The 21563-nt window shown below is 31.9% G+C and carries 23 protein-coding genes, 1 tRNA gene and 1 rRNA gene; 11 read left to right on the top strand and 14 right to left on the bottom strand.

Features of this window, described 5'->3' with window-relative positions; all coding sequences use genetic code 11:
* Position 1 precedes the first annotated feature (1 nt).
* A complete protein-coding gene (priL, locus tag ACAM25_RS12115; RefSeq protein WP_369609962.1) occupies positions 2–928 on the top strand; it encodes a DNA primase regulatory subunit PriL in 927 nt (308 codons plus the stop codon).
* Here priL and pgsA read toward each other — a convergent pair.
* Positions 910–1494 carry an archaetidylinositol phosphate synthase gene (gene pgsA, locus ACAM25_RS12110; RefSeq protein WP_369609961.1) on the bottom strand — a complete coding sequence of 195 codons (585 nt, stop codon included), beginning with the start codon at positions 1492–1494 and terminating at the stop codon, positions 910–912. The genes priL and pgsA overlap by 19 nt on opposite strands.
* Before the next feature lie 35 nt (positions 1495–1529).
* Here pgsA and ACAM25_RS12105 point away from each other — a divergent pair, with 35 nt between their 5' ends.
* Genes ACAM25_RS12105 through ACAM25_RS12095 form a run of 3 tightly spaced genes read left to right on the top strand, consistent with a single transcriptional unit; the run spans position 1530 to position 2776 of the window.
* The gene (locus ACAM25_RS12105; RefSeq protein WP_369609960.1) at positions 1530–1850 is read left to right on the top strand and encodes a hypothetical protein; all 321 of its coding nucleotides are present in this window, start codon (positions 1530–1532) and stop codon (positions 1848–1850) included.
* An 18-nt stretch (positions 1851–1868) separates the two neighbouring features.
* On the top strand, positions 1869–2354 hold the full coding sequence (locus tag ACAM25_RS12100; RefSeq protein ID WP_369609959.1) for a protein-lysine N-methyltransferase: 486 nt from the start codon (positions 1869–1871) through the stop codon (positions 2352–2354).
* Positions 2351–2776: a DUF2286 domain-containing protein gene (locus ACAM25_RS12095; RefSeq protein ID WP_369609958.1), complete on the top strand. Its 426-nt coding sequence runs from the start codon at positions 2351–2353 to the stop codon at positions 2774–2776. Before ACAM25_RS12100 ends, ACAM25_RS12095 begins: the two co-directional genes overlap by 4 nt.
* Here the strand turns inward: ACAM25_RS12095 and ACAM25_RS12090 are convergent, their stop codons facing one another.
* Entirely contained in the window at positions 2777–5404 is a 2628-nt protein-coding gene (locus ACAM25_RS12090; RefSeq protein ID WP_369609957.1) for a DNA-directed DNA polymerase I, read from the bottom strand.
* A 45-nt stretch (positions 5405–5449) separates the two neighbouring features.
* On the opposite strand from ACAM25_RS12090, the gene ACAM25_RS12085 reads away from it, so the two are divergent.
* Positions 5450–5524: transfer RNA gene (locus ACAM25_RS12085), tRNA-Arg, on the top strand.
* A 118-nt stretch (positions 5525–5642) separates the two neighbouring features.
* Here ACAM25_RS12085 and ACAM25_RS12080 read toward each other — a convergent pair.
* From ACAM25_RS12080 to map, 9 genes are all read right to left on the bottom strand, one after another.
* Positions 5643–6878 carry a glycosyltransferase family 4 protein gene (locus ACAM25_RS12080; RefSeq protein ID WP_369609956.1) on the bottom strand — a complete coding sequence of 412 codons (1236 nt, stop codon included), beginning with the start codon at positions 6876–6878 and terminating at the stop codon, positions 5643–5645.
* A 10-nt stretch (positions 6879–6888) separates the two neighbouring features.
* The gene (gene rpl7ae / locus ACAM25_RS12075; RefSeq protein ID WP_369609955.1) at positions 6889–7269 is read right to left on the bottom strand and encodes a 50S ribosomal protein L7Ae; all 381 of its coding nucleotides are present in this window, start codon (positions 7267–7269) and stop codon (positions 6889–6891) included.
* Positions 7270–7329: 60 nt separating this feature from the next.
* Positions 7330–9030, bottom strand: a complete 1701-nt coding sequence (locus ACAM25_RS12070) for a glutamate--tRNA ligase (RefSeq protein WP_369609954.1) — start codon at positions 9028–9030, stop codon at positions 7330–7332.
* Entirely contained in the window at positions 9023–9706 is a 684-nt protein-coding gene (locus ACAM25_RS12065) for a phosphoglycolate phosphatase (RefSeq protein ID WP_369609953.1), read from the bottom strand. Before ACAM25_RS12065 ends, ACAM25_RS12070 begins: the two co-directional genes overlap by 8 nt.
* Complete coding sequence (locus ACAM25_RS12060; RefSeq protein ID WP_369609952.1) at positions 9703–10890, bottom strand: HD domain-containing protein; 1188 nt, start codon at positions 10888–10890, stop codon at positions 9703–9705. Before ACAM25_RS12060 ends, ACAM25_RS12065 begins: the two co-directional genes overlap by 4 nt.
* A gap of 43 nt (positions 10891–10933) precedes the next feature.
* A 5S ribosomal RNA gene (gene rrf, locus ACAM25_RS12055) occupies positions 10934–11052 on the bottom strand.
* A 50-nt stretch (positions 11053–11102) separates the two neighbouring features.
* Positions 11103–11288, bottom strand: a complete 186-nt coding sequence (locus ACAM25_RS12050) for a hypothetical protein (protein ID WP_369611682.1) — start codon at positions 11286–11288, stop codon at positions 11103–11105.
* 5 nt (positions 11289–11293) lie between these two features.
* Entirely contained in the window at positions 11294–12427 is a 1134-nt protein-coding gene (locus ACAM25_RS12045) for a DUF1512 domain-containing protein (protein ID WP_369611681.1), read from the bottom strand.
* A 73-nt stretch (positions 12428–12500) separates the two neighbouring features.
* Positions 12501–13394 carry a type II methionyl aminopeptidase gene (gene map / locus ACAM25_RS12040; protein WP_369609951.1) on the bottom strand — a complete coding sequence of 298 codons (894 nt, stop codon included), beginning with the start codon at positions 13392–13394 and terminating at the stop codon, positions 12501–12503.
* 53 nt (positions 13395–13447) lie between these two features.
* Here map and ACAM25_RS12035 point away from each other — a divergent pair, with 53 nt between their 5' ends.
* Genes ACAM25_RS12035 through ACAM25_RS12020 form a run of 4 tightly spaced genes read left to right on the top strand, consistent with a single transcriptional unit; the run spans position 13448 to position 17921 of the window.
* Entirely contained in the window at positions 13448–14131 is a 684-nt protein-coding gene (locus tag ACAM25_RS12035) for a metal-dependent hydrolase (protein ID WP_369609950.1), read from the top strand.
* Positions 14132–15541, top strand: coding sequence for a phenylalanine--tRNA ligase subunit alpha (locus tag ACAM25_RS12030; RefSeq protein WP_369609949.1), 1410 nt, complete (start codon positions 14132–14134; stop codon positions 15539–15541).
* Positions 15528–17150 carry a phenylalanine--tRNA ligase subunit beta gene (gene pheT, locus ACAM25_RS12025; RefSeq protein WP_369609948.1) on the top strand — a complete coding sequence of 541 codons (1623 nt, stop codon included), beginning with the start codon at positions 15528–15530 and terminating at the stop codon, positions 17148–17150. The genes ACAM25_RS12030 and pheT overlap by 14 nt, the downstream gene beginning before the upstream one ends.
* A complete protein-coding gene (locus ACAM25_RS12020; protein ID WP_369609947.1) occupies positions 17151–17921 on the top strand; it encodes an alpha/beta fold hydrolase in 771 nt (256 codons plus the stop codon).
* On the opposite strand, the gene ACAM25_RS12015 is transcribed toward ACAM25_RS12020, so the two are convergent.
* A complete protein-coding gene (locus ACAM25_RS12015) occupies positions 17899–18696 on the bottom strand; it encodes a nicotinamide mononucleotide deamidase-related protein (RefSeq protein ID WP_369609946.1) in 798 nt (265 codons plus the stop codon). The genes ACAM25_RS12020 and ACAM25_RS12015 overlap by 23 nt on opposite strands.
* 44 nt (positions 18697–18740) lie before the next feature.
* Between ACAM25_RS12015 and ACAM25_RS12010 the strand changes: the two genes are divergently transcribed.
* On the top strand, positions 18741–19943 hold the full coding sequence (locus tag ACAM25_RS12010) for a PLP-dependent aminotransferase family protein (RefSeq protein WP_369609945.1): 1203 nt from the start codon (positions 18741–18743) through the stop codon (positions 19941–19943).
* Here the strand turns inward: ACAM25_RS12010 and ACAM25_RS12005 are convergent.
* Positions 19926–20792, bottom strand: coding sequence for a zinc-binding alcohol dehydrogenase family protein (locus ACAM25_RS12005; protein ID WP_369609944.1), 867 nt, complete (start codon positions 20790–20792; stop codon positions 19926–19928). The genes ACAM25_RS12010 and ACAM25_RS12005 overlap by 18 nt on opposite strands.
* A gap of 52 nt (positions 20793–20844) precedes the next feature.
* Between ACAM25_RS12005 and ACAM25_RS12000 the strand changes: the two genes are divergently transcribed.
* Positions 20845–21165, top strand: coding sequence for a helix-turn-helix domain-containing protein (locus tag ACAM25_RS12000; RefSeq protein WP_369609943.1), 321 nt, complete (start codon positions 20845–20847; stop codon positions 21163–21165).
* Here ACAM25_RS12000 and ACAM25_RS11995 read toward each other — a convergent pair.
* On the bottom strand, positions 21152–21541 hold the full coding sequence (locus tag ACAM25_RS11995) for a hypothetical protein (protein WP_369609942.1): 390 nt from the start codon (positions 21539–21541) through the stop codon (positions 21152–21154). The two genes, ACAM25_RS12000 and ACAM25_RS11995, sit on opposite strands and share 14 nt — an antisense overlap.
* Positions 21542–21563: the final 22 nt, after the last annotated feature.

Raw genomic sequence — 21563 nt, 5'->3', positions numbered from 1 at the left:
AATGGAATTGCCCATATTAGACTTTAGAAAATATCCGTTTTTGAAACCTTTAGAAGACGAATTAAAAAAATATGCTGGAGGAGTTACACTTAATGATTTATTATCATCTGAAAATTATTACCTAGAACAAGCTAAACAAAGAATCGATAAGATTTTAAAGGATCAAGACCTAGAACCTTATGATAAACTAAAAGATTCCGTATTAGTTTTTTACACGACATTATTTCTAGTCGCTGCTTTAGATAGTGAAATTTTAAAAAGAAAATTCTTAGATAAAGAGACTGAAATAATAGAAAAAAATTTATTAGACGAAGACGAAGATACTTTATTAGAAATTTCTAAGTTAATTGGACTTAAAATTGAAAAAGATAAATTAGAATTAAAATATAAAGAAAATAAAAAAACACTAACTAAATATCTTAATTTTTCTGTTGATTTCCTCAATTATCTAAAATATTCTAAAGAACTTAGAAAAAAAGATAATAATTTCTCGTTATCAACCCATATACTAAAAAGCGGTAAAGTGTACTTGAACAAAGAAGAAATAGTAAAAATTTTAGTGTTTCAAATTAAAGACAGACTTTATGAAATGATGAACATTACCGATGTGACACTTCCAGAGCAAATTAAAAAATTCGCTGATGAAATGAGAGGTCGGAAAACTCCTCCATGTATATCAGAACTTTTAAAGAAAGGAAACTTTAATGAGGAAGATCTAAAGATACTTACTACTTACTATATAGATATTGGAGATGAAAGAAGCGCATTAAACCTAGTTAAAGATGAAAATGCTATTAAAAGATTAAAGGGAGATAAGAAGACGAAATACATCGTTTATTCTTGTAAAAAAATGAAAGATCTCGGTTATTGTGTGGCTTCCTGTAACGTTATAAATCCGTTACAGTTATATTATGGAAGATTGGAATAAACTGCAATAAACCTCTGTATAACGGTAACTATTGAGAGGATAAGAAAAACTAAGAAAAAGTAAAAGGAGATTGTTTGTGAAAAGAGATAAAGTATTAGCAACACAAATAGGAAGATAATTCTCTCTCCCCTTTCTATTATTCCCCTTCCCTCCATTTTTAGGCCTAAAGACTCTGCTTTTGCTCTTAAATAAGAAATAACTAAAGACGAACCAATAAGAAAGCCTACAAGTATAGGCGTAAAACCTAAGGAAAAGAGACTAGAAATATAATTTATATCTTCTATTCTATCAAGACTACTATCAAGAAAACTGCCTTTAGCTCCTGCCTTATTACTAAGCCTAGCTATTTCTCCGTCAACAGCATCCATAAACGCAGATAATCCAAGCAAAACAATCCCTAAAATGACATCCTTCAATAAAATGATTATAGCTAAATATATGAAAGACAAGATAAGGCCTATAATTGTTGCAACATTTGCGGATATATGAAGCTTTATAAATGCCTTAGCTACTGGCTTTAATATCTTTTTAGATTGCTTTCTAATCCTTGTAAGCAAAACCAACACCGTTTTAAACCATTGCTTTTACTTTTAATGGGAATATGAAGGCTAAAAAACTGATTCTGGTAACATCCGAAAGTCATCCATCTCATAAGCCATTTATGAAAGTTATAGAAGATTTAAGTAAAGAACTTAATATAGAAAAAGAGATAAAAATGGAAGATTATGCGTTTTTAGCTGATTACGGAGAAAAAGACGAATTTGGCACAACTTTTTTGCCTCAGCTGTTCCTAGAGACTGATGATGGAAAAATTACGCCGATATTAACTCAAATGCCTTTCAATCCACAAAAATTAGAACCAGATCCAGAGGAAGGCAAAAAACAAGCACTTGAAAAAATTAAAAATATCTTGTCCCAATAAATTAGTTTAGTGAGTAATGTGAGCTACATACCTCATGTACCATATGTACCAACACCAGAAAAAGTTGTAAGAAAAATGTTAGAAATTGCTAAGGCTGGACCAGAGGACATTGTTTATGATTTAGGTTGTGGTGATGGGAGAATAATAATAACAGCTGCTAAAGAGTTTAACGTTAAAAAAGCAGTAGGAATAGAAATTAATGATGAAAGAATAAAAGAAGCACTTGAGAACATTAAGAATAATGGAGTAGAAAATAAGGCTTTGGTAATAAAAGGAAACTTCTTCGAAGTCGACCTTTCAGAAGCTACAATTGTGACAATGTTCTTATTAACTAATGTTAATGAGATGCTTAAACCAAAATTAGAGAAAGAACTTAAGCCTGGAACTAGAGTAGTGTCTCATGAATTTGAAATGAGAGGATGGATTCCAAAAGAAGTTATAAAAGTTGAAGATAAAGGAATGACTCACCAAGTCTATTTATACGTTATTGGTGAACACAAGTGAAGGTAATAATTATAAAAAGTGAGAATGGGAACGTTTCAAAGAAAGACATTATTGAAGGAGACTTGGGCAGTGTTTTAAGAAAAGCAGCTACAGAAGCACTAGCTGAGTGGAATGAGAATGCTTCAGATTTTATAATCATGAAAGACATGCATGAGGTACACATTCCATTACCACTTAAACCGCAAACTTATGAAGCTTTAAAGAATTTTTTGAAATCAAGAACTAAGACAGAAGCTATTGCTGAAATTCCAGTATTTGTAATAAGTTTCGATAATGAATGGGTAGAGTCAGATTTCAAAGATAAAAGAGTATATGTAGTTTCTCCTTATATCGATGAAAACAGCGAAAAAGAAATAACAGAATATGCAAAACAAGTAACTTCGCCAGTTCAAGAAGTTGAAGAAGAGGAAGAAGAAGAATAATTACTTTTTATTAAAGAATGAGTCAATAGATGTAGTACTGAATTGACTCCAATTTATTCCGAATGCTTTCAATAACTGTTCAAAAGTTGTTCTCACAGCTTCTACATACTTGTCTACGTCTATTTCACTTAGTTTTGCAAGCTGAACTGGTTTAACTCCATCTTTACTTTTTACTTTGACGAACATTATGATATCTCTTGGTAAAACCATTACTCCATAAGACTTTAGCTGTAAGGCAGCTTTCACATGCTGTGGAGTGTTTTTAGTGTAACTTTCTAAAGGTTTAGATAACATGACCCTAAATGCTAATTCGTCAAGATTATAACCCTTATGCCTTAATTTTTCATAGATATCCTTAATCTTAGCCTCTAATTCATCTTTAATTTTTGGAATATCATTTGGGGAATTTATTGTAGTAACTAATTGCTTTATTTCATTAAATTCTTTCTTAATAAATTCTGGTGTATTTCTTTTCTTTGCTAGCATGCCTTTAATATCTGTTTTACCATCAGGATAGACACCTAAATAATTCTTCTTTAAACCAGAAAATGCGACGAATTTATATACCTTGTCTACTTCTAGATCTAGCCCAAATTTGCTTTTTACAAATTTTATTATATCTTCAAGTTTTTCTTTAGAAGGATTCCACAAAAACATTGAGTCAGTATCTCCATAAAGTACTTGTAATCCCAAGGATCTACAATATCCAACAGTGGTGGTAATTACAAATCTACCTAGTGCAGTTACACTTTCAGCTACAGCCGGAGCGTACAATGGGAAGTTCTCAGCACCAAATACTCCATATGTTGCATTTATAAACACTTTCATAGCTCTTTGAACAACATCGTATACTGATCTTTGCTCCTCAGAGACATTAGGGGATTTTGCTTTTTTCTTATACACTTTTACTCTGAAATCCCTTAGTAAACCAGTAATCACAGCTGTTATTCCCGGTTTATCTTTACATATATAATGAAGAACTTCGCCAGTTTCATCCCTTACATACTCTTTATTTTTACAGCTTTCAACGTCTACTGTCTCATAACTTATGTTCCAATTTCTTATAATTGAAGGATACAGAGAAGCAAAATCTAGAACAACAACATTAAAGAATATTCCAGCAGGAGGATCTATTACTACAGCACCCTTATATCTTTTCCCTTTTATTACAGCAGCAGTCTTTATCTGACTAGATCTAGCTAAAATTTCCTCCTTTAATGGGATCAACCAGTTTCTTCTCCTATGCTCCCAATAATACAAATTCTTTATCCATGTAGAAACTTCAGTTCTCGTTAACTCTTCCAAACCCATCTTTGATATTCTAGCTAATAATATAATTAATTTCCATACTAAGTTATTATTAAAAGTAGTTAATTTTAATGTAATTTCAGCGTCTCTGGCATTATATTCGATTAATTTATCTAGATCTAAGAAACTAATTAAAGTATCAAGTTTTACTTTCGACATTCCAAGTAAAGCTGTAGCTACAGCATCTAGATTATATTCACTATATTTACCTTCAAATGCATAATTTCTTACTGCTCTATTGAAGAAAAATTTATATAAATCTATATGTATTCCGGCTAAGTATTTACCTTCATCGTTTACTACATCAAAAGGAATATCTTCTGGTTTAAAATTGAGTTTCAAAGATCTAAAGTATATATATGGAATATCAAAATCATCACCATTAAATGTAAGAACTAAAGGATAATCAACAATTATCTCAAAGAATCTCTGAAGTAATTCTTTCTCTGTCTTAAATACTTCTACTGTTACGTCATGTTTTGATATTTGAGAATTGACATCCTCTCTTGTTAGAACTAAAACTCTCTTTGATCCGTCATTACTTGCTAACGAGATACTTATAATTGGAAATTCTGCCTTTTCTGGATCTGGAACTCTACCCTTAACTGGAGTATAGACTTCAATATCTATTGCTACTCTCTTAACATCTGGAACCTCTGACTCGAATATTGGAATCCAATCGTTAACAGCTTCTTTTGTCATTTCATCTGAATCAGCAAAGGCTTTCTTTATTTCATCCACTTCTTCTCCTTTTAATTCTGGGTTAACTTGTTCTAACTTTCCCTTCTTTACAACATAAGGTAAACCAGGGATAAGACCTAGATCGTAAATGTAATTATTAAAGTATTTTATGTGGGCCTCATAAGCTTTTGGAACCGCATTTCTCATTCGCCTAACAGCTAAAGGATCTTTAACAACAATTTTTGTCAATTTAATTTTATTTCCAGTGTAAGGGTCAATCTTGGTTACTGTTTCTAAGTGATCAAAGGAAGGATCTCTAACTATTTTGGAAATTTTGTTTACTTTTTCTGGTTCAATATCCGTCAGAAAATAAGGCTTATGATTAGTACTATCATAAAGAATGTAAATTTTTTGAGTCTCTTTATCGTAAAGTTTACAAACAGCCTTAGATTTTTTTCCGTCATAATCAACTTGCAATAGAAAGTAAGTTTTCCCCTCCTCAGCTTCTCTTATCCAATCTTTAGGCTTTTTTCTCTCTTCATTAGAAATGATCTGAGGAATTTCTTCTTTTCTAGGCTCCTTAGCCTCTTTCTCCTCTTTCTTCAACGTAAAGTCAAAAAGTGTAATCTGCTTAGCCATTTCACTACAAATTATTATTATTCTGAAATACGATATAAACTTAAAGGGCCCGTAGCTTAGCCAGGATAAAGCGTGGGTCTCCGGAACCCAAGATCCCGGGTTCAAATCCCGGCGGGCCCGTTTAAAGTTGTCAACTATCTAGTTTTTATTATTTCTATTTCAATAAATTAAAATATTTTATATTTCAAATAAAAATTATCCGATAGTAATTAAATGATATTGCAATTCTATTCTCTTTTTACTTATTAACAAATTCCTTCAGAAATTCTCTTGTTTCTTTTGCCACATTCATCCAGTCAGAATGCAAATCTAGAAATTCTTTTACTTTTTCTTCCTCATGCTCTTTTATGTATTCGTTTTCATCCATTTGCAAAACTCTGTTGGCTTCCCTGGAAAGGGAAATGTAGTCGTATTCATTAACTAATTTTACTGGTTTTAGATCACCATAGACAAACTTGATTGCTGGTATATTATAGGCTACGATAGAAGTACCTAATGCTAAAGTATCTAAAACAACTAACGAATATCCGTCTTGGTGAGATGGGTAAATAAGAACTTTCGCTTTACTTACTGTTTCATAAACTTCCTCAATTGGCCTAAATCCTCTATAATCTATGTTCTTTGATTTAAGGTATTTCTTATCACTTTCCGAGAATAATTTACCGAAGACTATAATTTTCGCTGATAATCTTTCTGCTATTTTAGGTAACTCTGTTAATCCTTTCTGTGGAACCAATCTAGCGAAGAATACCGCATAACTTTCTTTGTTTTTTAATTTCCTAAATTTATAGACTTTTTCTTTATCGAATGCATTACCTATCTTGTATACTCTTATTCTGGTCCCATAATTCTTAGCTATCTCATCTAATTTTGAATAATAAATTGAAGATTCTGAAACAGCAGCAATACCTTTCAAGATTCCATCTTTCATTGCTATTTCATACGCTTTCTTGTCAAATTTGTAGAAAATTGACATTATCATATCATACGCAAGCCCTTTGAGTCCTAAAAATTTTCTATATCCTCTTCCAAAGGAATATCTAAAAGGCTCATCATGAAGAAGCTTGATAACTGGTTTATTAACTTTTTTACCTATATAATAAGAAAGTCTTAAGGTTATTGAATCTTCATGCATATCGTATATTATATCAGGTTTTACTTCTTCGATTCCTTTTAATAATTCTTTATCTTCTCCTATATTATTCCATCTGAGAGAGACAGTATGTGACTCAATAAAATAACTAAAAGTTCTTATTTTAGAACTATATTTTTCTATAGCATCATAAACTGTAGGATATATATTAACTCCAGCTCTTTCTAGATCTTCTAAGATTTCTACTTTATTATCCACAAGAAAATATGGTACATATAAGATTACATTATCCCCTAATTTTACAAGGGATTTAAGAACATTTATTATATGAGTAGAAACGCCTGAAGGATTAAAAACGTTCCCAATTGCTAAAATATTCATTGTAAAAAATTTAACTTGATTTGCCTTTTAACTCTTCAACTCTTTTTACAATCTCGTCTACTAAATCTTTTGCTTCTCCGGGATCAATAATTGCAGCTGAGGCAGCAGCTACTTGTAATCCACACGCTTCTCCTAATGCTTTCTTAGAAGGTACATAAACATATGGTATTTTCTTCTCATCACAAAGTATTGGTAAATGCATTACTATCTCTTCTGGTTGAACGTCCATCGCTATTACAACTAGTTTTGCTTGACCTCTTTCTACTGCTTTTGTAGTCTCATTTGTTCCTTTCTTAATTTTTCCAGTCTCTTTAGCTTTTCTTACCGCATCTAATACTTTATTAGCTAAATCTTCTGGTACATCAAATTTTACATATGAGGGCTTAGACATGCGTTCATCCTCCTCTTATTTCGTCACGCAAAAAAGATATAGCTTAGTAGATTAATAAAGTTACTCATGTGAGAATATTACACTAATCTTATTTTCATTCTTATTATCAACTCTGACAAAACCAAATCTAACAAACTGCACTATTTCATCTACTTTAAGATTACCAATCTCCTTCTCTCCATAACCCACAACTGGAGGTTTTTCCTCATTAGGATCTGGAACAATAACTTCGACATTTACAGCTTCACTTTTCTTAACCCATTGTATTATTTTAGCTCCAATCTTTTTTGCATCTTCAATTCCTCTACTGTGAAATTCAAGCTTATTGCCAATTACTTTTACATTGCATAATTCCATTAGTCTTATTATTGCACCTTCTTCAGCATCTCTCTTATCAAGATAAATAACATCACCAGGATTAACAGTAATTTCTCTAAACTCTGATGGCTTACTTGGATTATAAGGTATTTTTGCTGTCATAGGCTCTGGCAAATCAATTAAGAACTCCTTTGGTTGAGGAACAAACATAAGCCTCTTTGCAATTGGATCAAGTTTTTTTCTATTTAATGCAGCTAAATTATCGAAACTTATTGTGGCATCTGTTATCTTAAGCCCAACAGTTATTATGATTTCCTTTATAGTTTCTGGTAAAATTCCTCTTCTTCTTAATCCAGCTAAGGTTGGTAATCTAGGATCATCAATAGTTACTCCTTTCTCTAACACAGTCCTTATCTTAGATTTGCTCATCATGAAGCCTTCAAGCTTTAGTCTTCCAAACTCTTCAACAAAAGGATACTTCCAGCCCATATAATTATAGATCCATTTTTGTTTTTCTGCATTAACTTCATGCTCTTTACCTCTGAAAATATGAGTTATCCCCAAATCATGATCGTCTACTGCACTAGCAAAATTATAAGTTGGCCAAATCCAATACTTATCACCAGTTATTGGATGAGGATTTTTCTTTACATCAACTATTCTGAGTAAAACCCAATCCCTCTGAGAGGGGTCAGGTAATGTTAAATCGGTCTTAATTCTTACTACTGCCTCTCCTTCTTTAAATTCACCAATAAGCATTTTTTCAAATAAGGCTAAGTTATCTTCTGGTGATTTCAGTCTATTAGGACAAGGTTTTCCAGCATCTCTCATTTTCTTAAATTCTTCTTCACTACAAGTATCTACATATGCAAATCCTTTACTGATTAATTCCTTAGCTACTGAGTAATAGAAATCTAGCCTTTCTGAAGCCTTAACTTCTTTATTCCATTTAATTCCTAACCATTGTAAATCTTGTCTAATCCAATCGTAAGCCTCCTTAATAGGTTTTTTCACTTTCGGATCTGTATCGTCAAATCTAAGTATAAAGCTACCCTTGTACATCTCAGTATATTCATAAGAAATTATAGCTGCCCTAGCGTTGCCTAAATGCAAAGGTCCATCAGGGTTAGGGGCAAATCTAGTTATAAAGCTACCTTCGACTTTTATTGACGGTAATGCCTTTTTACTAGATTCTTCTTTCTTTTTCTCTTCCAATAGTTCAGGATATTTATCTTTAAGCTCTTTTTCTTGTTCTTCAATACTCATTGAGTTTACTTTTTCTACAATCTTTTTTGTTAACTCAGCGATTTCCCTTGCTTTATTTCTTAAATCTGGCCTTTCTGTAAAGATTTTACTAACTACTGCTTTTTCTTGTGCCTTACCACCATGCTTATATGCATTTTGTAATGTGTATTTGTATATTAATTCTTCTATTTCATCCATTTATTTCGCCTCTAAGTAATTTAGTTATTATTTCAACTACTCCTTTACCACTCTTATTAAATGTTATATAATCGGCTATTTTTTTAACTTCTTTATCACCATTACCGACTACCACTTTAAAACCTACCTCTTGTAAAAATTCTATATCCGTGTTAGAATCTCCTATACCTAATACTTCTGACTTATCTAATCCATGTAATTCAATTAGCTTTCTAACACCTATACCTTTACCACTTAATGACCTTGAAATGTGTATAGCATAACCACTCGTTTTAATATATAAATTTCGTTCTTTCGCCCAACTAATCATATTTTCTGGCAAGAGAGGAGGTGTAAAAGATAAATCACAATACTTAAATTCATTTTGCCAACTATTTCTGACCTTAAACTCTCTCTCAAATTCTAGTGCTAGATTTTTGTCTATTTCTTCACACACTTTAACCATATTATTATTATAATAAACTACACAACCATTCTCAGCTACTAACCCACCATGAAAATTAAAGTAAGTATATAAACCTCTGAGTACTGGATAAGAATTCCCACTAACTAAACCTACTTTTACTCCACGTTTTTCTAATAAACGTAGTATTTCTATTGCATCTAAATCAATCTCATAAGTATCTCTGTCTGTTGTAAGTGTTCCATCAACGTCTGTTAAAACTAATTTAATCAACTTAGTATATCCCTCGCTTTTTTAGCATACATGTTTTCAACATAAATTCTTCTAATATAAATTGTGGATGGAATTACATTCAGCAATGTACTTGAATACTCCCTTAGATCTTTTTCTTTATTTTTAATCCTTACTTTGATTCTGTTTTTATCTATAATTTTAATTGCTTCTTCAAATGGATAGATAGCTGATTCTGGAATACCATATTTATTTAACTTTAAAACATTCTCTTCTATCCTCGACCCTTGATTTTGAAAAGAAATTTCTTCATAAATGACTTTAGGTCCATTTCTATCAAGAAAATTCTTTATTTTCATCTTTAAATTTTCAGGTACTGAGGAATCAACTAGACTCTCATATAGTTTTGAATATATCCATTCATCATCCCAATATGCAAAGTAATTTGAGGATATAATTTCTTTCAAGAAAGATTCATCAAAAATTCCGGGACAACAATAGTCTGCAAGGTGAAAGAAAATATCTCTTAGTTGGATCTCGTACCCTAATATAGTTTTATGATAATAAACTGATTGATACATATGAAGCCTTGAAATGTAAAAATTCTCTAAAGAATTCAGTCCTTTATCTAATATTATTATTGTCTTGTTTTCTCCGTAATTTATTGTATCTATTAGCCTATCCAAATCTAAACTTCCTAATTGAACACCAGTATGCATTGAATCCCTAACTAAATAATCCATTCTATCTACATCTACGTCACTATCTATTATAGCTGAAATAAAGGAGTTCCCATGATAAATGTCTAATATTTTCTTCAACGAGATTGAAAACTCATCAAAAATTTCATTTATTTCTTGATTTTTACTTAAAATTAAATCCCTAAGATATGTGTTGCTTATATTTTTATTTAGAAAAATTGGCTCTATTGAATGGCTAAAAGGAAACTGACCCAAATCTTTAAGCAAAGCCGAGAGCCTTAAATACTGAATTTCCTCTTGTGTTATAACACCTTCAGAATAAAGTCTTTGTGCAAGTTTATTTGCTAAAAAAATATTTCCTAGAGAGTGACTAAATCTTGAATGCATTGCACCAGGGTAAACAATATAAGCTAAACTAGTTTGTTTAATTCTCCTTAATCTTTGAAAAACTGAAGTATCAACAAGCTTAGTTTCAACATCATTAAGAGTTATATAACCATGAATTTCGTCAAATATCTTTTTCATATCTATTATAAAGAAGTATTATTATTAAAAATTATAGGAAAGCCCATCTCGGCTTAGAAGGGCTGCGGGTCCTCGCGGATCCCACGGCCCTTCTAACGTGGGCGGCTTAACTTCCGGGTTCGAGACGAGTCCGGGTGTTACCCGCCCACTATGGCCGAGTGGGCAATAATAAGTAATCATTGCTTCCTTAAAAAACTATCTTACATAATACGTTATTTCTTTTCCACTAAAGACTTTGCATAAATTCCCCAAATATACAATGGAGAACCATCATTAGGGCAAGTACCATCTATTTTTAATACAAAGTCTCCTTCTTTAAATGGCCTTTCAACCATGTATGAGCATTTTAAGCACTTAAGTACAGTTATTATTGTTTTAGGTTGTTGACTTTGATTCATTTGGCTCATTGGGCCACACCCGCAGTGTTACCAACACCTATTAATATCACAGTATCTCCTGGTTGGGTTCTCTGTCTAATTAATTGTTTTACCATCTCTACCACTTTGTCAGCAGCCTCATATACTTCTTTAGGCATCTCCGTAATAGCTTCTTCCATACTCATTTTTACTATTATAGCGTCTATAGGAATATTGTATTTTACAGCAACTCTTTCAATAGCTATTTTTTCAGGACCCGGATCACCCATAGCAACACCAGTACCTTCGGCTATACTTCCAGTTTGTTCTCCTTCTAATTTAGCTGCTGCATCAACAGTAATTATTCTACTTACTTTTCCTCCTAATCTATTTACTACATTCTCTACAGCTTCTCCAGGCGTACCAACAGTGGCCATTGGTCCCTCAGCTTTTAACACTACTAATTTTCTTCCTTCAAATTCTGTTTCCCCAGCTATCATTTCTCTGCTAGGAGACCATTTCTCGGATATATTTACTAAGAATCTAGATGCTACTAATGTTCCTAATCCATCTCCAACAGGAATTCCCTTTAAAAATACGTCTTGTGCTTTCTCATAAGCCTCAGCCATTTTTACTAACATTGGGACTACTGATTGTAACTGAACAAGTATAAAGTAACTTTGAAGTTTTTTACCAAGTAATAGATAATGCCTAATTACTTTATATAACATATTTAAAGCATTAACTATTTCAGCTGAAACTTCTATTTTGCTTCTTGTAACTGGATCTAAGTTAGGTAAAGATAATGCTATTAGTTGTTTTATTTTATCTTCACTAGTTCTCATTAAGAGTCGCATTCTACTGATTATATCAGTAGGTTCAACACTTACTGGGTCAATAGTAAACCACTCAGCAAATTTTTCTGTTAGTTCATCAGCATTCATCGCACCGTTTTTCTTAAGTAACTCAGTTGTTTTTTTCTTTGCATTTTTACTAAAGTTTTCTAATTTTGCTAATCCGCTTTCAATGTCCCTAGCTACGAAATACACATACATTTTTTGCTGAAAACCAGGTAGTGATAGCAATATTATAATTAGGAAAAACACAAAGTAACCTATTATAGTATATGTAGCATTAATTTGGCTTGAGCTTGTTTGAGCATATGCTAATAATTCAAACATACTTCTCAAAGATTAATACTACACACCACCTAATTAAACTTTATTAAAAGTTAATGGACAACTTTAATTCTGTTCATGTTATTATCTCAGCTCCATCTTTAGACACTAAAACTGTATGCTCGAATTGCGAAACAAGACCTTTTCTAATTTCAATCAATATCGGATAGGCTCTCAAAGCCCCTCTTCTTACAAGGATTTTTAACATTTGCCTTATGTACTCTGGTTCTCCAAGATCTTTTAGCCATCTTTCACTAAAAGGCAGCATGTTAGCCCTTTGATAAATTTCATCAAGAAATTTTTTCTCTTCATCAGTAAGATTTCTAGCATTTAAAGACTTAATAGAATATATTGTAACCTCTTTTCCTTCAATAACTTCTCCTTCCCCAGTCGTAGCAAAAGGCTCTATGGCATAAGTATTTCCTTCTATTACTCTTCCAAGACCTCTTTCATAAATGTTTGGAACAAAAACCCCAGCATGAAGTTCGTATCTTTTAATTAAGTGACCACCTAAATTTTTAATAGGTTTAAACCCATACATTTTAATTATTTTTTCTATGTTTTTGCCTATTTCTCCTAAATCTACTCCAGGTCTCATATTGGCTATTGCTGCTTGAAGAGCATCTTTAGCAGCTTCAGCTAATTTTTGATATTTATCATCTAAAACTACAGTAACGGCTGTGTCAGTAATGTAACCGTCAATATGGGCACCTACGTCTAACTTAACAACTGCACCTTCTGGAATTGTTTTTTCATCGTCTATTTTAGGACTATAATGTGCTGCCTCTGCATTTATAGATAAATTGCAAGGAAATGCTGGTTTTGCTCCTTCTTCTACAATAATTTTTTCAACTTCTTCGCAAATATCATATACTTTCGCGCCTGGCTTAATTGCTTTAGCACCAATATCCCTTGCCTTTGCTGCTATCTTTCCAGCCTTTTTTAATAGTTCTAATGCAGATTCTTCCACAGATTAACAAAGGAATAGAAACTTTAATTTTTTCCTTTAAATTATCTTTGTATATGGCACAGCTAAGATGGTTAGGTCATGCAGCAGTTGAACTCAACTTATCGGGAAAACATATTGTAATAGATCCAATGATAAAGGACAATCCTTTATCTCCAGTAAAGTTAAACTATTTTGAGAATAACCTAGACTTAATAATAGTGACTCATGATCATTATGATCATTTAGGAGATACGGTTGAACTAATGAAAATAAATCCTAAAGCCCACTTATTTGCTACATATGATCTTGAGAATTATCTAGCAACGCAATTTAACATTTCATGGGATAGAATAATACCAGCCAATGTAGGTGGTTATGTTGATTTTAACGGCATAAAATTAGCTTTAACTAAGGCTGTTCATTCAAGTGAGCATAGTGATCCAACTGGAGTTATTGTTAACGGAGATGGTGTTACAATTTACCATGCAGGAGATACTGGATTATTCGAAGATATGAAGCTAATCGGAGAGATCTTCAAACCTGATTATGTTCTACTACCTATAGGTGGAAGATTTACAATGGATCCTTATCAGGCAGCTATAGCTGTCGAGATGCTGAAACCTAGAAAATATGCGATACCTATCCATTATAATACTTGGGATTTAATAAAAGTTAATCCTGATGATTTCGCAAAAGAAGTATCTAAAAGAGGCTATAAAGCTCTTGTACTTCAGCCAGGACAGAGCGTGGAATTATAAATGTTAAGTGAAAATGAAATTAAAATCTTAGAATATTTAGCTAAAGTAAAGGAAGCATCAGCAGAAAATATCAGTAAGCAACTTAACATTCCATTAGATACTGTATTTAGCATTTCAAGACTACTAAAAGAGAAAGGGTACATAGAACTAGAAGAAAAAGAACATATAAAATATGAGCTTACTGAGGAAGGAAAACGAAGACTAAATGAAGGTTTTCCAGAGGAAAAACTCTTGAACACTTTAGCTGGCAAAGAAGGTAAAATTAAAGATTTGAAGGAAAAAATAGGGAAAGATTTCGATATAGCTATAGGTTGGGCTAAAAGAAAAGGCCTTATTAAAATAGAAGACGATAATATAATCCCTCTTGTTCAAGTTTACGAAGCAAAAGAAGAAAAAGAAGCACTTAAAAAACCAGAAGATGCAAAAGAAGAGATTATTCAACAATTATTATATAGAAAAATGCTGATTAAAAAAACAGAAAAGGAGCTATATCTCAGATTAATTAAAGAAACTGTTGAAACCAAACCTTCAATTACTTTCTTAACTTCAGAGTTGTTAGTCTCTGGTGAATGGAGAAAATACACTTTAAGGGAATATAATGTTGAAGCTTTTCCTCCTTTTTATTCTTTAGGGAAAAAGCATTTCTTTAAAGAATTCCTTGAAAAGTTAAGAGATTTAATGAAGGAATTAGGATTTAAAGAAGTTTATTCAGATTACATAGAAATGGAATTTTATAATTTTGACTTGTTATTTCAAGCTCAAGACCATCCTGCCAGAGAGATCCATGATAGTTTTGCTATAACTGGAAAGGGTAAAATCGCTGACGAAAAGTTAATTGAGAAAGTTAGACAAATACATGAAAAAGGGTGGAAATACACTTGGGATGTTAACATAGCTATGAGACTTATGTTAAGGAGTCAAACTACAGCAACAACAGCAAGAGTATTAGCTTCAAGACCTAAGCCACCAATAAAAGTATTCACTATAGGTAAAGTTTTCAGACCAGATTCCATCGATGCCACACACTTAATTGAATTTCATCAGTTAGATGGTTTAGTTATTGAAGATGGCTATAACTTTAGAGATTTACTAGGAACGCTTAAGGAAATATTTAATGGAATTGGGATTAAGGAAATAAAGTTTAAACCAGCTTATTTCCCATTTACCGAACCAAGTGTGGAGGTATACGGAAAAATAGAAGGATTAGGTTGGGTAGAAATGTCTGGAGCAGGATTACTAAGACCAGAAATACTTGAGGCTGTTAATATAAGCTCTTCTGCAGGTGCGTGGGGAATTGGAATAGATAGATTAGCAATGTTATTGTTTGGACTTAAAGATATAAGATTATTATACGCCTCTGATGTTGAATATCTAAGAAATAGAAAGGTAGATATTAATGCCTACTATTAATGTCTACAAATGGAGGATCTTAAATGAACTAAAAATTAATGAAAGTAAGTTAGAAGATTTGCTTTTTAATCTTAAGTCTGAAATGAAACCTATTGACCAAGACCATATTGAAATCGAGATAAATAATGATAGACCGGACTTACTATTTGTTTACGGAATTATAAGAGCTATAAAAGGGTTATTGAAGAGAGAATTAGGAGAAGCAAAATATCAAGTTAAAGACACTGATTACTTGTTTGAAGTTAAGGAAGTGAAGAGTAGACCTTATGCTTTATCGGCAATCGTGGAGAACATAAAGTTAGATGATGAATTATTAAAAGAACTTATTCAATTCCAAGAAAAACTTCACGTAACAGTTGGTAGAAAAAGAAAAAAGATAGCTATAGGTTTACACGATTTGGATAAAATTGATTCTAAGCATATTCTATATACAACAGTTGACCTCAATTACAAGTTTGTACCATTAAATTCTAGCAAGGAAATGATAGTGAAAGAAGTACTGGAAGAGACTGAGCAAGGAAAGGAATATGGTACAATATCTTTATATAATGGAAAAATGCCAGCAATAATGCAATCTGATGGACAAATTCTAAGTTTACCACCAGTTATTAATGCAGAAAAAACTAGAATAGAAACTTCAACTAGAAATCTGTTTATCGATGTTACTGGTACTTCCCTTGATACTGTAATCTTTACTCTTGATCTAATTGTCACTAATTTAGCTGAAATGGGAGGAAAAATAGGAAGAGTAAAAGTACTTTCCCCTTACGCCGAATTTTCACCTGTTCTTAGGCACTCTTCAATCAAAATATCAATAGATTATATTAACAATGTGCTAGGTACACAATTAACTAAAGATGAAATAATTGAGTTACTTAAAATGGCTAGATTTGATGTTAATGATATTGGCAGTGAATTAGAAGTCATTATACCACCTTACAGAAATGATATCTTGGCTCAAATTGATATTACTGAAGATGTAGCTATGACTTATGGATATGCAAATCTTATTCCATCTCCATATAAAGTCGGAAAAATTGGTGAACTTACTGAAAAGACTAAGATAACAAGAGTAATTAGAGACTTAAGTATTGGAGCAGGTTTTACTGAAATCTTCACATTTATTTTGACTAATGACTCCTATCTGATTGGAAATTTTGTTAAGATTCTTAACCCAGTTACTATTGATTACAACGCAGTAAGGAACTCGCTTATTCCAAGTATGTTGCAGTTTTTAAGTAAAAATCAACACGCAAGAATGCCAATAAAAGTGTTTGAAGTTGGTGAAGTAGTAGTAGAAAACGAAAAAAGTGAGACTGGGTATTCCAATAAGCTAAATGCTGTTTATTCAATAATGAATAGTAAAGTGAGTTTTGAGGAACTTCAAGCACCAGTTCACTATATATTATCTAACTTAGGTATATCTGTCGAGTATAAGAAAGCTCAGCATCCTTTCTTAATAGATGGCAGAACAGCGTTAATATACTGTAATGGAAAGAAAATAGGAATAATAGGGGAAGTAAAACCAGAAATATTAGAGAAACTAAAAATAGAATACCCAATAGCTATAAGTGAAATTTATTTAGATGAGATTAAAGAGTTACTTTAAATGTTTGCATATCTCTCTAACGGAATAAGAATTTATTATGAGGAGAAAGGAGAAAACAAAGAGAATAACGTTATTTTGATTCATCATCTTGCTGGTAGTGTGAATAGTTGGAAATATATGTTTCCACAAATGTTAGAAAAATATAGAGTAATAGTATATGATTTAAGAGGACATGGAAGATCTTCAATTCCTCCAAGTGCCTATAAAATTGAAGATCATGCTGAAGATCTTAAAAATTTAATTGAAGAGCTAAATGTAAAAGATCCTATATTAGTAGGGCATTCAATAGGAACTTTAATTGCAATTGAGTATGCACTACACAATTACGTTAAGAAACTCATATTGATAGGTGCATTATACAAAGCTCCTAATCCAGAACCATATCAGAAATATGTCTCTATAGCAATGAATTTAGGCATGTCAGCATTAGCTGAATATCGTAGAAGTCAAGGCGAATTTTCTGATGCTTTAATTAATAATCCTACAGCGTGGAGAGATCTCGTAAGTGTTTATAATGAAAACACACCAATTGGCTATAAATATTCTGTTGAAGGATTATTGTCAGCTAGAGATTACTCTAATGATTTAAGTAAAATCGATGAAGAAACACTATTAATTTATGGAGATAACGACAAATTGTCTGCAAATATTCAAGTTTTTCAAAATAATTTAAAGCGTATAAATGTTAAAGTTCTCAATGGTTATGGGCATTTCCTAAATTTTGAAGCACCATTAGTACTGACTAATCTCATACTTGACTTTCTAAGATAGTTCCTCCCAATTTTATTCCTATTTCCTTAAGCTCTTCAATTGCTTTTTCTATTCTATTTCTTATTTCATTCTCATCTTTTGAACTTCCAGCAACCTGAATTTCTAATAACGGCGATGTTAACTCTTGGCCTTTAGGGTGAGTTTTTATATATAAATCATATTTTTTAACTAGCTGTTTTATATAAGGAGCTATTGAAGATTCCATAACTCCTCTAATTAAAAAACTAGATTCAATATACTTAACATCAGGTTTTTCTTTTAGGTATTTTTTAATAAATGTCTCTAATATATCTTCCATTTCTTTAGGGACTCCGGGAGTTGCCAAGATTGTTATCCCTTCATAACTTATTAATATTCCTGGAGCAACACCTACATTATTTTCAACTGGTATGGAACCTTTAGGCATCATTGCCATTTTCTTTCTTTCCTCAGTTAGTTCTATGTTTAACTTTGAATATTTTTGCAATAACATTTCGTATGCAATACTATTTAATTCTAGTTCTATATTTAACGCCTTAGATAAACCTTCATTCGTTTTATCATCATAAGTAGGACCTAATCCTCCAGTAGATATAATTAACTTAGGCTTTCTTTTTATTGCCTCTCTAAAAGCTGAGACTATCTCATCTATTTCATCCATAACAACAGTTATTCTTCTTATAGTAAATCCTAATGAAGTTAGCCTTCTAGCAATATGTGATGCATTGGTATTTATTGTTCTTCCACTTAATATCTCATTCCCTATGTTTATAATTTCAGCGTACCAAACTTCCACAATAATAGATAAAAACTTAAGGCTTTATATTTGGTTGTGGAAATATGTTTGAAAAGTTTCTCTCTAAAGATGTAACAACCCTGAGATCTTCCGAAATTAGAGATTTATTAAAGTTAACTGAAGGAAAGAAAGTAATTAGTCTTGCTGGTGGTTTACCAGATCCTAAAACTTTTCCAGCCGAAGAAATTAGAAAAATAGTTGATGTTGTACTTAGTGAAAAATCAGATAGAGCATTACAATACTCAACAACATCCGGTATATCAGAATTTAGGAAAGAATTGGTTAATCTTTCTAGGTATAGAGGAATAACTGGAATAAACGAAAATAATACTTTCGTAACTGTTGGAAGCCAAGAAGCTTTATTCATGATATTTAACTTACTGGTTGACCCTGGCGATACTGTGATCGTTGAAATGCCAACATATTTAGCTGCCCTTAATATATTAAGGGCAAGGAAACCAAACTTCATAGGAGTGCATTTAACTGAAAAAGGACCAGACCTAGATGAGCTTGAGAAAAAAGTAAAAGAAAGTGTAAATAATGGAAGAAAACCAAAATTAATGTATGTAATACCAACAGCCCAGAACCCAGGAGGTACAACAATGAGCTTAGATGATAGAAAAAGACTCATAGAAATAGCTGAAAAATATGATTTCTTACTAGTTGAAGATGATGCCTATGGATTTTTAGTATTTGATGGAGAAGCCCCGCCACCATTAATAGCTCTAGATAAAAGTGGAAGAGTAATATACACGTCTACATTTAGCAAAATATTGGCTCCCGGTTTGAGATTAGGCTGGGTAGTAGCACATGAGGAGTTTATTCGTGAAATGGAATTATATAAGCAAAATATTGACTTACATACACCAACGTTAACGCAAATGATAGCAATGGAAGCAATAAGAAGAGGAGTAATACAAAATCAACTGCCATTAATAAGAAGCCTTTATAAAGAAAAAAGAGACGTAATGCTAAATGCGATAGAAAGATATTTCCCTAAAGAAGCCAAATGGAGTAAACCAGTCGGTGGCATGTTTGTTTTCGCTTGGTTACCAGAAAAAATAGATACAGTAAAAATGCTAGAAGAAAGCATGAAAAGAGGAGTAGCATATGTGCCAGGATCGAGCTTCTATTATGATTATAGTGGAAGAAATACAATGAGACTAAACTTCAGTTATCCATCAAAAGAAGAACTGGAAGAAGGAATAAAAATACTAGGGCAAACAATATCAGACTTTCTTAAATAAAGTTTTTTCTATGTTAACCAATATTCCAGGTTTAGAGGTAGGTATAGAAGAAAAGAAATCTTCCGATATCCCTACTAGTTGATTAAAAAACTTTTCTGAAATTTCATCATCTATGTACTCAAATACACCATTAAGTTTTGTTGGTTCAACAAACTTTACATTATTTGGTACTACAACTGGCCATGTATTCATAAATCTAGGAATAACTATAACAGAATTTATCAGCGTGTTAGCAAGTATTGCTCTAATCCAACTTCTCATTGTAGTTATTACTATTGCATCCCACTGAGTTGAAAGATCTTTAATTTCTTCAACTCCATATATTTTTATTTTATAAATATCATCGCTATAAATACCTATCTTATTTGCATTACCAACAAGCATATACGCTGACAAAAGTCCAGTAAGACCATCTCCAATTATTAAAACGTTATACCCTCTCAGTATTTTTCTAAGTTGTAAGCCAATACTAACAAAAGGGTAAAGTATGTATTTATCTGGATAATTTGACGGTAACGTTACTATAGAGTCATCGGGTATTACAGATTTTTCAGCCAATATTCCATCAATTTCTGTTCCTATACCACCATATTTTTTTGAGTAAGGTAGTATTATTGCTTGCTTTCCTTCTAACTGATTATCAGAGTCTAATCCAGCTGCCTCAATTTTTACAAAACCAGTACTACCTAATATTCTTCCTGGTTGAACCCATAATATGCCAGTATAAATAGAATTCTCTAAACCACTGATTAATACTTTTAATGGTGATACTTGTACATAATCTCTATAGACTGGTTTCTCTACCACGTCTTTCAATGTAATACCTAAATCAAACACAATTGCCTTCATTCAATAGTAATAATGGTAATGCATTATTAAATTTAAGGAAAGTATATTATTTATGAGAATTGTACACAATCTTAGCAAAGAAGCCAGAGAAAAGATTATTGAACTACTTTTAGAAAAAAGAAGTAAAAAAGAGTTAGCTAATGAGCTAGAAATCTCTCCTTCTGCTATTACTAAATTTATAAATGGACAAACTCATCCAAGTGATGAAACAATAGAGAAGGCGATAGAAATAGCTGATGAGGAGGAAAAAGAGAGAATCTATGAAATAATAGTTGAAGACTTAATTGAAAGTTTAGAGGAGTTCATTCAAAATAATGATGTTAAAAATGAAAAAATGTTAAGAATTAAAAATGTTTTAATTAGATCTTTTTAGGTTCATATAACGGACATGTTATGCATAATTCTGGAAACTTTGCCACAACAACTTTCTTGCTTCCATTTTCTGTAACAAAAACTGCGTCCTGAGGAATTCCTAATTTCTCTGGTTCACTGATGCTCCATGCTGAACATGAATCATTTATTACATGCCTACAAGTTTTTGATTTCCATATTCCTTGAGATTTTGCGATAACTAGCCAACTGGTAAGCGTATGAAGCTTATCTATTTCTGATTTTATTTTTTCAAATTCCTGAATATTAGTATCATTAATCTGTTTCACTTTCTCTTCTAATTGTTTTATTTCAGATTCAAGATCAGATGCTGAAATTAGAACAACGTTTGGCTTTAAAGTCTCTTCTGTTGTGCTCATGATATTATGTTTAAATTTAATA

Source organism: Sulfurisphaera javensis (assembly GCF_041154675.1).
Taxonomy (GTDB): Archaea; Thermoproteota; Thermoprotei_A; order Sulfolobales; family Sulfolobaceae; genus Sulfurisphaera; species Sulfurisphaera javensis.
This window is presented reverse-complemented; position numbering and strand designations above follow the sequence as displayed.

Excerpts from the sequence above, each read along its gene's own strand:
- priL (WP_369609962.1), top strand. The coding sequence starts at position 2 with ATGGAATTGCCCATATTAGACTTTAGAAAATATCCGTTTTTGAAACCT.
- ACAM25_RS12105 (WP_369609960.1), top strand. The coding sequence starts at position 1,530 with ATGAAGGCTAAAAAACTGATTCTGGTAACATCCGAAAGTCATCCATCT.
- ACAM25_RS12090 (WP_369609957.1), bottom strand. The coding sequence starts at position 5,404 with ATGGCTAAGCAGATTACACTTTTTGACTTTACGTTGAAGAAAGAGGAG.
- ACAM25_RS12080 (WP_369609956.1), bottom strand. The coding sequence starts at position 6,878 with ATGAATATTTTAGCAATTGGGAACGTTTTTAATCCTTCAGGCGTTTCT.
- rpl7ae (WP_369609955.1), bottom strand. The coding sequence starts at position 7,269 with ATGTCTAAGCCCTCATATGTAAAATTTGATGTACCAGAAGATTTAGCT.
- ACAM25_RS12070 (WP_369609954.1), bottom strand. The coding sequence starts at position 9,030 with ATGGATGAAATAGAAGAATTAATATACAAATACACATTACAAAATGCA.
- ACAM25_RS12060 (WP_369609952.1), bottom strand. The coding sequence starts at position 10,890 with ATGAAAAAGATATTTGACGAAATTCATGGTTATATAACTCTTAATGAT.
- ACAM25_RS12050 (WP_369611682.1), bottom strand. The coding sequence starts at position 11,288 with ATGAATCAAAGTCAACAACCTAAAACAATAATAACTGTACTTAAGTGC.
- ACAM25_RS12045 (WP_369611681.1), bottom strand. The coding sequence starts at position 12,427 with ATGTTTGAATTATTAGCATATGCTCAAACAAGCTCAAGCCAAATTAAT.
- ACAM25_RS12035 (WP_369609950.1), top strand. The coding sequence starts at position 13,448 with ATGGCACAGCTAAGATGGTTAGGTCATGCAGCAGTTGAACTCAACTTA.
- ACAM25_RS12030 (WP_369609949.1), top strand. The coding sequence starts at position 14,132 with ATGTTAAGTGAAAATGAAATTAAAATCTTAGAATATTTAGCTAAAGTA.
- pheT (WP_369609948.1), top strand. The coding sequence starts at position 15,528 with ATGCCTACTATTAATGTCTACAAATGGAGGATCTTAAATGAACTAAAA.
- ACAM25_RS12020 (WP_369609947.1), top strand. The coding sequence starts at position 17,151 with ATGTTTGCATATCTCTCTAACGGAATAAGAATTTATTATGAGGAGAAA.
- ACAM25_RS12010 (WP_369609945.1), top strand. The coding sequence starts at position 18,741 with ATGTTTGAAAAGTTTCTCTCTAAAGATGTAACAACCCTGAGATCTTCC.
- ACAM25_RS12005 (WP_369609944.1), bottom strand. The coding sequence starts at position 20,792 with ATGAAGGCAATTGTGTTTGATTTAGGTATTACATTGAAAGACGTGGTA.
- ACAM25_RS12000 (WP_369609943.1), top strand. The coding sequence starts at position 20,845 with ATGAGAATTGTACACAATCTTAGCAAAGAAGCCAGAGAAAAGATTATT.
- ACAM25_RS11995 (WP_369609942.1), bottom strand. The coding sequence starts at position 21,541 with ATGAGCACAACAGAAGAGACTTTAAAGCCAAACGTTGTTCTAATTTCA.